This window comes from Vibrio parahaemolyticus (assembly GCF_900460535.1).
Taxonomy (GTDB): domain Bacteria; phylum Pseudomonadota; class Gammaproteobacteria; order Enterobacterales; family Vibrionaceae; genus Vibrio; species Vibrio parahaemolyticus.
Genome location: NZ_UHIL01000001.1, coordinates 1,077,104 through 1,091,569, shown reverse-complemented (window position 1 = coordinate 1,091,569; position 14,466 = coordinate 1,077,104). Strand labels below are relative to the sequence as shown.

The following is a 14,466-nucleotide window of genomic DNA, read 5'->3' as shown; positions in this document are numbered from 1 at the left end:
ACATTTCCATTCAATCGAAAAAGTAAAAATTTCCCCAAATCCTCTCTGTATGAAAAGCAATAAAGTTGTTATCATTAGCCCCATTTTTGTGAACTCCAACAGAACTCGGCGCCTATTTTGCCGAGTTCTTCGTCCTTGAATTGAAGGAAACGCGTGTGAATATCCAAGCACTTATTAATGACAAAGTATCTCAGGCTCTAGAAGCCTCTGGCGCACCTGCAGGAAGCCCTGCTGCTGTTCGTCAATCAGCAAAGCCACAATTTGGTGACTACCAAGCAAACGGCGTAATGGGCGTTGCTAAAAAACTGGGTACTAACCCTCGAGAATTTGCACAGAAAGTACTGGATGTTCTAGACCTAGATGGTATTGCGAGCAAAACAGAAATCGCTGGCCCTGGTTTCATCAACATTTTCCTAAGCGAAGAGTTCCTAGCGAAACAAGCTGACGCAGCACTGGCTGACTCACGCCTTGGCGTTGCAGCTGAAGAAGCTCAAACTATCGTCGCTGACTACTCAGCACCAAACGTTGCAAAAGAAATGCACGTTGGTCACCTACGTTCAACTATCATCGGTGATGCGGTAGTACGTACGCTTGAGTTTCTAGGTCACAAAGTGATCCGCGCGAACCACATCGGCGACTGGGGTACTCAGTTCGGTATGCTTATCGCAAACCTTGAGCGTGTACAACAAGAGTCTGGCGAAGTTTCTATGGAACTGGCGGACCTTGAAGGCTTCTACCGTGAATCTAAAAAGCTGTACGACGAAGATGAAGAATTCGCGGTGAAAGCACGTAACTACGTAGTGAAACTGCAAAGCGGCGATGAATTCTGCGCAGAAATGTGGAAGAAGCTGGTTGACGTAACCATGATCCAAAACCAACGCAACTACGATCGTCTAAACGTATCTCTAACTCGTGATGACGTAATGGGCGAAAGCATGTACAACGACATGCTACCTAAGATCGTAGCGGACCTAAAAGCACAAGGTCTTGCGGTTGAAGATGACGGCGCGCAAGTTGTATTCCTAGAAGAGTTCAAGAATAAAGACGGCGAAGCGATGGGCGTTATCGTTCAGAAACGCGACGGCGGCTTCCTATACACCACAACGGATATCGCATGTGCGAAATACCGTTACGAAGAACTAGGCGCAGACCGCGTACTTTACTTCATTGACTCTCGCCAGCACCAGCACCTAATGCAAGCTTGGACTATCGTTCGTAAAGCGGGCTACGTACCTGAGTCAGTATCTCTTGAGCACCACGCTTTCGGCATGATGCTTGGTAAAGACGGTAAACCATTCAAGACTCGTGCGGGCGGTACGGTTCGTTTGGCGGACCTTCTTGATGAAGCCGAAGTTCGTGCTGCACAGTTGATCGAATCTAAGAACCCAGAGCTAGATGCTGAAGAGAAAGAGAAGATCTCTAAAACAGTGGCGATGGCAGCGGTTAAATATTCTGACCTATCTAAACACCGCACTACTGACTACGTGTTCGATTGGGACAATATGCTAGCATTTGAAGGTAACACAGCGCCGTACATGCAATACGCATACACTCGCGTTGCCTCTATCTTTGCTAAAGCTGGTGTAGCGATGGATGAACTTCAAGGTGATATCCAAATCACTGACGAAAAAGAAAAAGCGCTTATCGCTAAACTTCTACAATTTGAAGAAGCCGTTCAATCTGTTGCTCGTGAAGGCCAACCGCACATCATGTGTAGCTACCTATTTGAACTAGCGGGTCAATTCTCAAGCTTCTACGAAGCATGCCCAATTCTAGTAGCAGAAGATGAAGCCGTTAAGCAAAGCCGTCTAAAACTGGCAGCCCTAACAGCGAAAACCATCAAGCAAGGTTTATCGCTACTAGGTATCGAAACGCTAGAACGCATGTAAGCCGCTTTTAAGTTGATAACTTAAGTAGCACAAGCTGAATGATTGCAAAGGTTGACGTGAAAGCGTCAACCTTTTGTTTTATCTGACGTATACTAATTCAAATTGAAATGAATCGGATATCCACAATGAGTTTTGAACTGCACCCTCAATTGGCAAAAGACACCACAGTAATCGGCCACTTCCCTCTTTGCGTTGCACTTCTACATAAAGATAATGCAGTGCCGTGGGTCATCTTAGTTCCTAAACGTGCCAACTTAAAAGAATTGCACCACTTACCGATGAAAGAGCAGCAACAGTTTTTACTTGAGTCACAAGCGGTAAGCCAAGCGCTCGAAGCGACTTTCCGCCCTGACAAGTTGAATCTTGGCGCACTTGGTAACATGGTGCCGCAGCTACACATTCATCATATCGCACGCTTTAAGGACGACGTTGCATGGCCAGGGCCGATTTGGGGAAACACAAGCGGCGAGTTTCGCAGCGAAAAAGAACAAGATGAGATTCTCAAACGTATTGGAAATGTATTGTCGCTAAGCTCGATCTTCCATAAAGCTTAATTAATATTCAGCCGCTATGAGATTTGCTTGCCAGCGACAAGGCTATTGATTAGAAACGAAAAAGCCGCATCAGAAATGACGCGGCTTTATTATTTGTAAACTTTGGTTGATGAACCACTACATAGTAACAGTGAGTGACAACTCGTCTTGTTTTGTCACGGCATAACGCACACGCATCACATCTCGAGCTTTATTGGTATCAACCAAGCGGCTAATTTTACCCTTCTTGATCCACACGCTTAACATTGCATCCGCGCCATCTTCACTCATTCCAAACTGCTTAGCCAGCTCAGACTGTGAGACCGTCCCTTTGTCTGCAATATATTGATAAAGCTCATTTAAAATCATGCGACTTGCGCCTCTAACGCACCATGTTGTTTTTTACCAATACGTTTGAATACGTGATAAGTTCCGATGAAGATTGCAACAATAATTGCCATCCAGACACCACTAGTAATTGGGCTTTCAGAGAAATGCGTCAACTGATTGTAGAACGTTGCACATAGGTAAGCTAAACCCATCGTCCATACCGCAATAAAACGTGCGAAGTTATGGCCAAATTCACGTACATACGCCCCCATCGCAGCAACACATGGTGTGTACAACAAGATGAAGATCAAGTAAGCAAACGCGGCATGACCAGAAACAAACTGAGACTTAATATTGCCGAAGATAGACGCATCCACTTCTTGTTCTTCTGCGACCGCATTTGAATCTGTTAGATCACCCACCTCGATGCCTAATGGATCAGAGTAACTCAAGCCTGCAAGGTTCTCAGGAATACTCATTACCGCATCTTTTAGGCTACCCATCAGATCGAACTCTGCTTCTTCACCGTCACTTGGCGACGTGTACAAACTGTTTAGCGTACCAACGACCGCCTCTTTGGCGAAAATACCGGTAATAATACCAACCGTTGCTGGCCAGTTATCTTCTTGAATGCCAATTGGCGCAAACACTGGCGTTACCACTTGTGCCGCTTTAGAAAGTACAGAGTTTTCACTGTCTTCATTACCAAAGCTGCCATCTGTACCCAACGAGTTTAGGAAACTTAGGATAGCAACAACCACAACGATGGTTTTACCTGCACCCAGCACGAAGCGCTTAAGCTTTTGCCAAGTTTTGATCACGACGTTTTGCAATGTTGGCAATTCGTAGTCCGGCATTTCCATGACTAAGCTATCGCTGCTGCCAGGGTAAAGAGTGTGCTTTAAGAAAAGACCGGTGAAGATCGCAGCCACAATACCTAATAGATAAAGTGCAAAGACAATGTTTTGACCAGAACCAGGAAAGAACGCCGCCGCAAACAGTGCATATACAGGTAAACGAGCACCACATGACATAAATGGCGCCATCGATGCCGCTAACTTACGCTCACGTTCTTGGTCTAGAGTGCGTGTTGCCATGATTGACGGCACGTTACAACCAAAACCAAGAACCAACGGCACAAACGCTTTACCCGGCAAGCCGATTTTCTGCATCACTTTATCGAGTACAAACGCAGCGCGAGCCATATAACCCGAACTCTCAAGCACAGCGAGGAACAAATACAAACACGCAATGACAGGAATAAAGGTCGCTACCGTTTGGATACCGCCACCAATACCATCGGCAATAACCGTCACAAGCCAAACTGGCAAATAACCATCCAATAGGTGATGACCGCCATCAACCAAAAGTGCGCCAACGCCGATATCAAAGAAATCGATAAATGCACTACCAATGTTAATCGAGAACATAAACATTAGGTACATCACAACAAAGAAGAATGGAATCCCCACCCACTTGTTCAAAATAAACTGATCAAGTTTTTCGGTAACACTGCGGCTGAGTTTGCCTTCACTGCGGCGAACTTTTTTGCATTGTTCGTGCAGATGAGTGTATTTGGTATCCGCAACGTGTAAATCAATATCCAAATCTAAAGTCGCAATCGCTTCCAGTACTTTGCTTCTATCAAGATCGGAAAGGCTATTGAGAACCATCGTGTCTTTTTCTAGAGCACGGATCGCTAATGCACGATGAGAAACGGTTTGATCGTTAAATAGAGAAGAAATATGCTCGATCGCTACTTCCATCTTATCGCCGTAATTCAAAGAGCGGTCTTTTAGCGCAACACCCTGAACTATGGCTTTGTGGAGCTTTTCTTTAAACTCAGCAACTTGTGCTTTATTAGTGGCAGACAAACTGATCACTGGGCAACCTAGCGTCTTTTCTAACTCAGCAATGTTGATCATCTGACGTTCACGCTTTAACGCATCCATTTTGTTGAGAACAACAACCATCGGACGACCAAGCTCACGAAGTTGCAGCGTCATATATAGACTGCGCTCTAAGCTGGTGGCATCAATCACGTTGATGATCAAATCAGCTGGGTGCGTCAACACCGCACGAGAAGCGATGGATTCATCGATACTGTTACTATCGTTACCGCTATCCAGAGAGTAAATGCCCGGTAAGTCCGTCAGTAAAAACTCATCACCCGCGTGCTTAAATTGACCCGTTTTTTTCTCGACAGTCACGCCCGCCCAGTTACCGACTTGCTGTTTGGCACCAGTCAAACCATTAAAAAGAGTGGTTTTACCGCTGTTTGGGTTACCTACGGTAAGAACTTGATACTGCATTACACTCGCTCCACTTCAATTTTTTGAGCAATGGTTTCTCTTAACGCAACAGATACACCGCGTACCTCAACTTGTAGCGGGTCTCCCATCGGTGCGCGTCTGATCACCTTAACTTCTGTGTTCGGAAGTAGCCCCATTACCATAAGCTTTTTTCTAATATCTGATGAAAGACCATCTAACAAACGAATTGTCACCGTATCGCCAGGTTTAATTTCTGATAATTTCATAGTGGCCCTTAAGAGTATTGCTAATGATAAATATTATTATTTAAGAGTATTTAGGCTGCGATAATACTCCTCTATACCCTTCCATTCATTGTGTGAAATCAAAGATTCCATAATTGCCTTTCATATTTTGAACGTTAACTCCGTTAAGTTTTACCTCGTCATTTTCGTCAAAATCGACATTTTTAAAACCATTAAAAAGAAACAAAAACTTAACATCGCCTAATCAGAACAAATACTATCCCATAAAATCAATAACTTAAGATGAAAAATCAACATTGTCGCTTTTCTCATATCAACCTGTCGTTATTTTTATAAGAAAAATAAGTAAGGTCTCGTATAGTTATTCCATCGAGAGGGCAACCTCTTAAAAGAATTCCAGAGGTGGCATGGCAACATGTCACTCCGGCAGCAAGCGAAGGTGTCATTGACACCCGTGGTATAGTCCCCCCGGCTATACCACGATATTTTTTTTCACTTCTTTTCTACTCCCGATTTAAACCTTTAACAACCAACCTCCTGTAACTAGAAGCACTTTAGTTAAGCTTTCTATATCCTATTTATATGTGCTGTTTGGCGAAAACAAACTGCTACAACGCTGTGCATTGATGTTTCACTTACCTATCACAACGCATAAATTAGGCAAAAAAACTCTAACCTAACAACACACAAAGGCATTGCAGCTCTTTATTTCTATGAACTACATAAGAAAGTACAGATGCTTTACTTACTCAGAACAACTCAAAAAAACAGAACGCTGCGTAGCCCGAGGCGACTAGAATGGTTTAGTTGCGGTATCAGAACGAATCACGCCGCTAAACGTGAGGAGGTGATTTAGATAGCATCCGTGCTGTAACTATTAACGATGCTCGAAAGATTGGAGACTAATTTGCGTGACTGTCTTGTTCCATCGCGAACTTTGATGGAGGTAAACCAAAGTGCAACTTGAACTTCTGGCTGAAGTAAGAGGGATCATTGAAACCGCAATTGAAAGCCACTTCACTGATTTTTTCACCTGCGAGTAACTGTTCGCAAGCAGTTTCTAACCGTACCTCCGTTAAATAATCTTTTAACGTTCTTGACGAGGCCGACTTAAAGCGGCGTTGTAAACTACGTTCAGACATAAATAACATCTTAGCCGCTGTCGCAGTACCAAAATCAGGGTCATGGTAATGCTCAGCAACTAACTGATAGACCTTTTGTAGCCACTCATTCTCTGGACTGGCTTTTTCTTCGGCGATGTTTTCTGGCACAAATTCTGGTAAAACTTCCTCGACATGGCTCAACTCTTTTGCCATCGGCCAAGTAATCTCAATTTTATTCTGCGCATCAGAAGTGAACACCGCTAAGTGCCCTCCACTCACCGTAACCAACTGCGAAAGATTGTCTATACTCAAGTCCACATTGTTATTAGCAGGACGACTTAGAGAAAGTTTATTTGGCAATTGCGTTCCGTAATCCAAAAAGCTGAGTGAGACAATGTCCCGCCCCTCTTCTAACATCACTTTAACGGCTTGACCTCGGAAAGAGCGCTTGATGATGTTGGCAAAGATACTGTTGAAGATAACATCCAGATTAAAACTCTCTAGAGCAATACGGCTAGACTTGTTCTCATCCTCTAACTCCACAGAGATCCCCGCTTTGGCGAAATCGTCTCGCCACACATCCACCACAGATTGCGTAATTTGGCTTAGGTTGTAGTTTTGACTGCCGTTACTCGCATCACCAGGAGCACTTTTAAGCTCATTCAGCTGCCAGTAAGTTTTTGATACGTGATCCTCTGTGATGGAGTCTCTCTCCACTGGCAATTTTGACGAGATATAATCGACGCTGGTTTTTATAGACTGAGCAACATGGTCAACTAATAGATTTCTAACCTGAATTTGCTTTCTTAACTGTTGGTTACTCGTCAATAATACGCGGCTTTGATGCCTTAGTTGGTTGGTCTTTAGAGTGACCTGAGCAGCAAGCTCTCGGTTTGCTTGCATAACATATCGTGAACGCCAGTACATGATAAGGCCGATAAGCGTAGAAATTGAGACGAGAAAGCCTAATATCGCAAGCTGGGATAGATACCATGGTTTGAGCACTTCAAAACGAGACTCTAAACCAACAACGCCCGCCGTTACCTGTGACTCGTTACTCACTTGAAGGTGGTATTCCCCAGAGTTGAGGTGCTCTAAGGTTAACTGACCCCCGTCTAAGGTCTGCCATCGATCGTCTTCGTTTAAGCGGTAGTACAGGTTCTGGCTATCCGGTTTAGGCATGATGCCAAAGAGAAAACTCAGCGAAGAACCATAAGGCAGCTTAATCCCATCAAGGTCGGAACTCCCCACTTGGATTACATCGTTTTCAAGCATCACTTGGCTAACAATAAAGCGGGATTCTGGCGGGTTTGACACCAATAGTTTTGAAGCCTCTGCTTTAACTAATCCATATTTTGAGCCTAAAACAAGTTCACGTTCACCATCTTCTGTGCGTTTCACTACGCTACATATCCCAGGAATAAACTCATTATTAATCAAGCCCGATGCAGATGAATAATGTTTAACTAACTCACCGGACAATCGGTAGTAACTCAACCCAACAGAAGATGCGAGCCACACACCTTTCGCATCACTGATCAAACACGCCGGACGAGCATTCGCAACACTCATCTCCAAGACTTGCTTGGCTTCGCCACCAGCCACTGTTTTAAACAACCCATAGGAAGAGGCAAACCACTGAGAGCCATCCGCCGCTGTCACTATATCTAGCGACTCGCCATATTTTTCCGAGAAACGATTGAAACGAATACGTTCATCATCGTATTCATAAATGCCGTGATCCGTACCAATAAAAAGTTTATCTTCGGTATCATATAAGCGCGTCACTTTAGCTGGTAAGTACTGACTCACGATCCATTCGCTACCAAAGTTTCTGACGGATTGCTTGTCGATATCAACGTTGTAAAGTTGGTAACCGCTGGATACCCACAAACGGTTTGTGTCGTCTAGAGCAATATGCTCAACAGCATGCCCAGCCATTACTTGTAAATAAGGGAAGCTAACCTTTTTCAGCCCCTCCAATTGGAATATCTCCAAACCTTTTGAAGTAGCAAGCCATAACATGCCTCGTTGGAACGCAAATTCGTTAATCTGAGAATCTAATTCTAAGACTTTTACAATCCCTTCCGCGCCAGAACGATACAGCTTGCGGTCATCGGCAAACCAAAGCACACCATCTGGCCCTGTTACCGTTTGTCTGATACGACCAGATAAGGTTTGCGAGTCATAACTACTAAAGGTGACTCGCTCAAATTTTTTGCTAAACAAAGAGTAATAACGAATGCCTTGGTTGGTCGCTATCCACATTCCGCCCATGTTGTCGCTAAGTAAGGAATAAATTTTAGTGCTATCGAGCTCTAACTCTAAGAAGCTCGCAGGCTCAACTTCAGTAACTTCACCTGTTAAAAACGAGTAGAGATACAAACCGTGCTCAGTACCAACCCAATACTCTTGATTGGTCTCTGAAAACGTCAGTACGTGGGAGCCGCCAATTTTGACGATCTCTTTGTTCGGCTCGTAAATATTGAAGATCAACGCGCCTTTTAAGGTGCCGACCAATATCTCGCGTCTCGTATGCGAGTAATACACTTTTTCAATGTAGTTTTGACCGGAAGAAATCACATGATCAAATTTATTACCTTCAGAGAGATAGACACCAGATGTTGTAGCCAACGCCCATTTGGTTTCGACCAGAATCGCATCATTGATGTACACATAACTATTATTGCTATGTTGATACAGTTGAAGCAGTGAAAATGAATCAAGTTCATTGGTTTTGATGTTGTAGGTATAAAAATGTGCGCCATCACTGACCCAAATATAATCACCTGATGAACCTATTTTTCTAATTTGCGACCCGGGGTTAAGGCTAAAGACCAACTGCCTTTCTTTGTTTGGGTAGGTCTGATAAACCTCATTTTCGACAAAGGTCCAGAATGACCCTTGATGATACGCAAGCTGCTTTGCGGTCGTTTGCAAAAAACTGCCTGATTTTGGCAGAACATTCTGGCCGTCATAAAAAAGAACGCGGCCATGTACATCATGAATCCATAGCCCACCTTGCTCGCCCAAGAACAATTTTTTCGCAGCAATAAAAGTGCCCTTAACCTGAGTAGGCAAAGGGTAAAAGATGGCATTTGCGTTGTTCAGCGCAAATGCTTGAGATGATATGAAGAGTCCCCAGAAAATCAGGACAAGTTGGCGAAGCAAGACGAAAACCTTATATATCAATTTATATCAACTCAACTCCCTATAGGCCTTCCGTAGCTCTTGTGAGTAGGGTTATTTTGAGCCGCTAATTATTGATAATGATATCTCAATTCCTTTTATAGAAAAGGTTCGTCTTGCCAAAGGTTGTAATTCTTACTGCTAGATCACGTAAAAGAGACATTTCATCCGCAAAACTACAACTAATTACCCTTATTTAGCCAAACATTGCGCAAAACTGTCAGCCATGTTGCCTAACAAGTTAAAGTAACTGCCTGGCTCCACTTTGATCGTGCTGCCTAATGGGTCAAGCTCGCCTTTGGCCACATCGCTGCCACGCATCACACTCTCGACAACGGCTGGTGTAAATTGAGGCTCAGAAAACACACAAGCCACGTTACCTGCTCCCAGTGTTTTTCTGATCTGAATCAGCGTCTTGGCACCCGGCTTTCGGTCGGGAGTCACGGTAAAGTGTCCTAGATTATTTAACTGGTAACGCTCTTCAAAATAACCGTACGCATCATGGAAAACGAAGTATCCTTGGTTCTTCACTGGTGCTAACTGCTGCTCTATTTCCTTATCTTTAGCCGCAAGCTGTTCTTCAAATTTAACAAGATTGTTGCTGTACGTTTTCGCATTAGCTGGATCGATTTCCATCAATTTGTTCACAACAGCTTGGGCGACCTGTTTAACCGGTTTAATACCCAACCAAAAGTGCGGGTCGTGGCTACCGTGGTCATGACCGTCGTGATCATGCGAATGCTCACTATCAAACTCACGAAGCGCTAGATTTGGTATTTCGCTTAGCGTCAGTGTACTAGATCTATTTGATACGACTTTTTCAAGAAACGGTTCCAAATCATGACCATACCAAATCACCAAATCCGCAGACGCGACTTTTTTTACATCAGAAGGTCGCAGCGAATAATCGTGTGGTGATGCGTTTGACTGAACTAGCACTTCAGGAGTAGTGACGCCTTCCGTCAGTTCAGTCACCATCAGTTGGATCGGTTTAATGCTTGTAAGTACTGTTATCGCCTGCGCTGGCAAGGTTAACATGGCTGAAGCAGCAAGAATTAAAGCTCTTTTCATAGTTTTACTTGGGATATGGCATAGAAAGTGCGATAATGTTACATTATAACATTATAGTTTTGCAAATGAGTTTCATTCATGTCTTCATTAGTCAGTCTTGAACGATTGTGCGTCGAGTTCGATGATCGCAGAGTTCTCGATAACATCAGCATGGAATTAGAAAAGGGCAAAATCACAACCCTAATCGGTCCCAACGGAGCGGGAAAATCCACGTTAGTTAAAGTCATTTTAGGGCTTCAAAAGCCGACTAGCGGAAAATTGGTTAAAGCGAAAAAGCTAAAAATTGGTTATGTGCCTCAGAAACTGAAACTCAACGACTCTTTGCCGCTAAACGTTATCCGTTTCTTAAATTTAGCAGGAAAGTACAGCAAACAAGAATGCCTTGATGCATTAAGACTAGTTGGTGCCGAGCACTTAATTAAGAGCAACATGCACCGCCTTTCCGGTGGTGAAAACCAACGCGTCCTACTCGCCCGCGCGCTGCTACAACGCCCTGACTTGTTGGTTCTTGATGAACCAGCTCAAGGTGTTGATGTTCAGGGACAAATCGATCTATACGATTTGATTGAAAGCATCCGTCACCGCTTCGATTGCGCTGTGTTTATGGTATCTCATGATTTGCATTTGGTCATGGCAAAAACAGACGATGTGATTTGTTTGCACCACCACGTTTGTTGTTCGGGATCACCAGCAACGATCACTCAGCATCCTTCTTACATAGCATTGTTTGGTAACGCAGCGAGAGAATCACTCGCGTTTTATCATCACGACCACGAGCATCACCATCACGATTTGTCTGGCTCTCCAGTATCGGGCGACGCTACCTCGTGCTCTAACCATAGCCACGGACATCATCACCATGATTGAGTTTCTTCTACCTTCTATTCTCGCTGGTATTGGTATTGCAATCATCGCAGGTCCACTTGGGTCTTTTGTTGTATGGCGAAAAATGGCCTACTTCGGTGACACTCTTGCCCATGCATCTTTAATGGGGCTCGCTCTCGGGTTCTTACTGAACGTTAACCTCTATCTTGCGCTGCTAGTCTGCTGTTTAGCATTAGCGGTACTCCTTGTAACACTGCAAAGGCAGCAACTGGTGGCCACAGATACCCTACTCGGAATTCTAGCTCACAGCTCTTTGTCTATCGGTTTGGTGTCAGTAAGCTTTTTGGACAATGTTCGTGTCGATCTAATGAGTTACCTATTTGGTGATTTATTAGCTGTATCACCAGAAGATTTGATGTTTATTTATGCCGGCGTAATTGCCGTTAGTGCATGTTTGTACATATTCTGGCGACCGTTATTATCAAGTACCGTCAGCGAAGAGCTAGCCGCTGTAGAAGGTGTGAACACAGACTTAATTCGTCTGGTCTTGATGCTGATGGTGGGCGTAGTGATTGCGGTAGGTATGAAGTTTGTCGGTGCCCTTATTATGACTTCACTGTTGATCATCCCTGCAGCAACAGCGCGTAAGTTGTCTTCTACACCAGAACAAATGGCATTCTTCGCATCCATCATAGGTGCGATTTCAGTTCTAATGGGACTGAGTCTGTCTTGGCACTTCGACACACCAGCAGGCCCATCAGTGGTGATCAGTGCGACTTCTTTGTTTATGCTGAGCCAACTGATTCAGCGGAAAGCTTAGTTATAAGCACAGGTTAAGCAAACGGAGCTGGTGATTAAGAATTCTCAGTGCTATTGCTGGCTTACATACAAAATCAATACAAGATCAGATACAAAAAAGCCTGGCAATGCCAGGCTTTTTATTTTACGAGTCAGAAATTACCAACCAGTTACTTCACGTAGACCTTGACCGATGTCTGCTAGAGACTTAACTGTCTTAACGCCTGCCGCTTCTAGTGCAGCAAATTTGTCTTCTGCAGTACCTTTACCACCTGAGATAATCGCACCAGCGTGGCCCATACGTTTACCTGGAGGTGCAGTTACACCAGCGATGTAAGAAACAACTGGCTTAGTTACGTTTTCTTTAATGAACGCCGCCGCTTCTTCTTCTGCTGTGCCACCGATTTCACCGATCATTACGATCGCTTCAGTTTCTGGGTCTTCTTGGAACAGTTTTAGAATATCAATGAAGTTTGAACCTGGGATTGGGTCACCACCGATACCAACACACGTAGACTGACCGAAGCCTTCGTCTGTAGTTTGTTTAACTGCTTCGTAAGTCAGAGTACCAGAGCGAGATACGATACCTACTTTACCTTTCTTGTGGATGTGACCAGGCATGATACCGATCTTACATTCATCTGGAGTAATAACCCCCGGACAGTTAGGACCGATCATACGAACGCCAGTTTCTTCTAGCTTCACTTTCACGTCGATCATATCTGTTGTAGGAATACCTTCAGTGATGGTTACGATTAGCTCGATACCCGCATCAATCGCTTCTAGGATTGCATCTTTACAGAAAGGTGCTGGAACGTAGATTACTGTTGCAGTTGCACCAGTCGCTTCTACTGCTTCGCGTACTGTGTTGAATACAGGTAGACCTAGGTGAGTTTGGCCACCTTTACCTGGAGACACACCACCAACCATTTGCGTACCGTATGCGATAGCTTGCTCTGAGTGGAAAGTACCTTGACCACCAGTGAAACCCTGACAGATTAATTTAGTGTCTTTGTTAATTAATACAGACATTATTTAGCCTCCGCAGCAGCAACAACTTTCTGAGCAGCGTCAGTTAGCGACTCAGCAGCAATGATATCAACATCAGAATTAGCAAGAACTTCGCGACCTAGGTCTGCGTTAGTACCTTCTAGACGAACAACAACAGGTACGCTTACACCTACCTCTTTAACTGCACCGATAATACCTTCTGCGATCATGTCACAACGAACGATACCACCGAAGATGTTTACGAGTACCGCTTTCACATTGTCATCAGATAGGATGATCTTGAATGCTTCAGCAACGCGTTCTTTAGTTGCGCCGCCACCTACGTCTAAGAAGTTCGCTGGTTTGCCGCCATGTAGGTTTACGATATCCATCGTACCCATTGCTAGGCCTGCACCGTTAACCATACAGCCAACGTTACCGTCTAGTGCTACGTAGTTCAGTTCCCACTGAGCTGCGTGCGCTTCACGCTCATCTTCTTGTGATGGATCGTGCATTTCACGTAGCTTAGGCTGACGGTAAAGTGCGTTTGAGTCGATGTTGATCTTACCGTCAAGACATAGCAGGTTGCCTTCAGCAGTAATCACAAGCGGGTTAATCTCTAGTAGAGCAAGATCGTACTGAGAGAACATAGTGCCAAGACCCATAAAGATCTTAACGAATTGTTTGATTTGGTCACCTTCAAGACCAAGTTTGAACGCAAGCTCACGACCTTGGTAAGCTTGAGGGCCTACTAGAGGATCGATGGCTGCTTTGTGGATTAGCTCCGGCGTTTCTTCCGCAACTTTTTCGATTTCCACACCACCTTCTGTAGAAGCCATGAAAACGATCTTACGGCTAGCACGGTCAACTACCGCACCTAAGTAAAGTTCGTTGGCAATGTTTGACGCTTCTTCAACAAGGATTTTTGTAACTGGCTGACCATTTGCATCTGTTTGGTAAGTTACTAGATTTTTACCTAGCCACTTTTGCGCAAACTCTTTTACACCTTCTTTAGTGTCGTGAAGCTCTACGCCACCCGCTTTACCGCGGCCACCAGCGTGAACCTGACACTTGACTACTTTCTTTGCTGTGCTGATACGGCCTGCTGCTTCAAACGCTTCTTGTGGTGTATCACATGCGTAGCCTTCTGGCACAGGCAAACCGAATTCTGCAAACAGCTGTTTGGCTTGGTATTCATGCAAATTCATTTCGATATTCCG

General features: G+C 44.4%; 11 protein-coding genes. 4 read left to right on the top strand and 7 right to left on the bottom strand.

Going from position 1 to position 14,466, the window contains the following annotated elements; all coding sequences use genetic code 11:
• Nucleotides 1–155 precede the first annotated feature (155 nt).
• Both argS and DYB02_RS05620 read left to right on the top strand, forming a co-directional pair.
• A complete protein-coding gene (argS, locus tag DYB02_RS05625; RefSeq protein ID WP_029803862.1) occupies nt 156–1,889 on the top strand; it encodes an arginine--tRNA ligase in 1,734 nt (577 codons plus the stop codon).
• A gap of 125 nt (nt 1,890–2,014) precedes the next feature.
• Nucleotides 2,015–2,443 carry an HIT family protein gene (locus DYB02_RS05620; RefSeq protein WP_021449627.1) on the top strand — a complete coding sequence of 143 codons (429 nt, stop codon included), beginning with the start codon at nt 2,015–2,017 and terminating at the stop codon, nt 2,441–2,443.
• Between the two features lie 117 nt (nt 2,444–2,560).
• On the opposite strand, the gene DYB02_RS05615 is transcribed toward DYB02_RS05620, so the two are convergent.
• The 5 genes from DYB02_RS05615 to znuA all read right to left on the bottom strand — a co-directional run bounded on the left by DYB02_RS05615 (nt 2,561) and on the right by znuA (nt 10,633).
• Nucleotides 2,561–2,791: a FeoC-like transcriptional regulator gene (locus DYB02_RS05615; protein WP_005455490.1), complete on the bottom strand. Its 231-nt coding sequence runs from the start codon at nt 2,789–2,791 to the stop codon at nt 2,561–2,563.
• Nucleotides 2,788–5,064, bottom strand: a complete 2,277-nt coding sequence (gene feoB / locus DYB02_RS05610; RefSeq protein ID WP_029803861.1) for a Fe(2+) transporter permease subunit FeoB — start codon at nt 5,062–5,064, stop codon at nt 2,788–2,790. The genes DYB02_RS05615 and feoB overlap by 4 nt, the downstream gene beginning before the upstream one ends.
• A complete protein-coding gene (locus DYB02_RS05605; RefSeq protein WP_005455496.1) occupies nt 5,064–5,291 on the bottom strand; it encodes a FeoA family protein in 228 nt (75 codons plus the stop codon). The genes feoB and DYB02_RS05605 overlap by 1 nt, the downstream gene beginning before the upstream one ends.
• A gap of 881 nt (nt 5,292–6,172) precedes the next feature.
• Nucleotides 6,173–9,544 (bottom strand): AraC family transcriptional regulator, encoded by a 3,372-nt coding sequence (locus DYB02_RS05590; protein WP_029803859.1) that lies wholly within the window; start codon nt 9,542–9,544, stop codon nt 6,173–6,175.
• A 210-nt stretch (nt 9,545–9,754) separates the two neighbouring features.
• Nucleotides 9,755–10,633 carry a zinc ABC transporter substrate-binding protein ZnuA gene (gene znuA / locus DYB02_RS05585; protein ID WP_029803857.1) on the bottom strand — a complete coding sequence of 293 codons (879 nt, stop codon included), beginning with the start codon at nt 10,631–10,633 and terminating at the stop codon, nt 9,755–9,757.
• Nucleotides 10,634–10,711: 78 nt separating this feature from the next.
• Here znuA and znuC point away from each other — a divergent pair, with 78 nt between their 5' ends.
• Both znuC and znuB read left to right on the top strand, forming a co-directional pair.
• On the top strand, nt 10,712–11,500 hold the full coding sequence (znuC, locus tag DYB02_RS05580) for a zinc ABC transporter ATP-binding protein ZnuC (RefSeq protein WP_015296396.1): 789 nt from the start codon (nt 10,712–10,714) through the stop codon (nt 11,498–11,500).
• Nucleotides 11,493–12,278, top strand: coding sequence for a zinc ABC transporter permease subunit ZnuB (gene znuB / locus DYB02_RS05575; RefSeq protein WP_005455500.1), 786 nt, complete (start codon nt 11,493–11,495; stop codon nt 12,276–12,278). The genes znuC and znuB overlap by 8 nt, the downstream gene beginning before the upstream one ends.
• A gap of 137 nt (nt 12,279–12,415) precedes the next feature.
• Here the strand turns inward: znuB and sucD are convergent, their stop codons facing one another.
• Together sucD and sucC are read right to left on the bottom strand one after the other, a co-directional pair.
• On the bottom strand, nt 12,416–13,288 hold the full coding sequence (gene sucD / locus DYB02_RS05570) for a succinate--CoA ligase subunit alpha (RefSeq protein WP_029803856.1): 873 nt from the start codon (nt 13,286–13,288) through the stop codon (nt 12,416–12,418).
• A complete protein-coding gene (gene sucC, locus DYB02_RS05565) occupies nt 13,288–14,454 on the bottom strand; it encodes an ADP-forming succinate--CoA ligase subunit beta (RefSeq protein WP_005455468.1) in 1,167 nt (388 codons plus the stop codon). The genes sucD and sucC overlap by 1 nt, the downstream gene beginning before the upstream one ends.
• Nucleotides 14,455–14,466 lie beyond the last annotated feature (12 nt).

Excerpts from the sequence above, each read along its gene's own strand:
- DYB02_RS05620 (WP_021449627.1), top strand. The coding sequence starts at position 2,015 with ATGAGTTTTGAACTGCACCCTCAATTGGCAAAAGACACCACAGTAATC.
- DYB02_RS05615 (WP_005455490.1), bottom strand. The coding sequence starts at position 2,791 with ATGATTTTAAATGAGCTTTATCAATATATTGCAGACAAAGGGACGGTC.
- feoB (WP_029803861.1), bottom strand. The coding sequence starts at position 5,064 with ATGCAGTATCAAGTTCTTACCGTAGGTAACCCAAACAGCGGTAAAACC.
- DYB02_RS05605 (WP_005455496.1), bottom strand. The coding sequence starts at position 5,291 with ATGAAATTATCAGAAATTAAACCTGGCGATACGGTGACAATTCGTTTG.
- znuA (WP_029803857.1), bottom strand. The coding sequence starts at position 10,633 with ATGAAAAGAGCTTTAATTCTTGCTGCTTCAGCCATGTTAACCTTGCCA.
- znuC (WP_015296396.1), top strand. The coding sequence starts at position 10,712 with ATGTCTTCATTAGTCAGTCTTGAACGATTGTGCGTCGAGTTCGATGAT.
- znuB (WP_005455500.1), top strand. The coding sequence starts at position 11,493 with ATGATTGAGTTTCTTCTACCTTCTATTCTCGCTGGTATTGGTATTGCA.
- sucD (WP_029803856.1), bottom strand. The coding sequence starts at position 13,288 with ATGTCTGTATTAATTAACAAAGACACTAAATTAATCTGTCAGGGTTTC.
- sucC (WP_005455468.1), bottom strand. The coding sequence starts at position 14,454 with ATGAATTTGCATGAATACCAAGCCAAACAGCTGTTTGCAGAATTCGGT.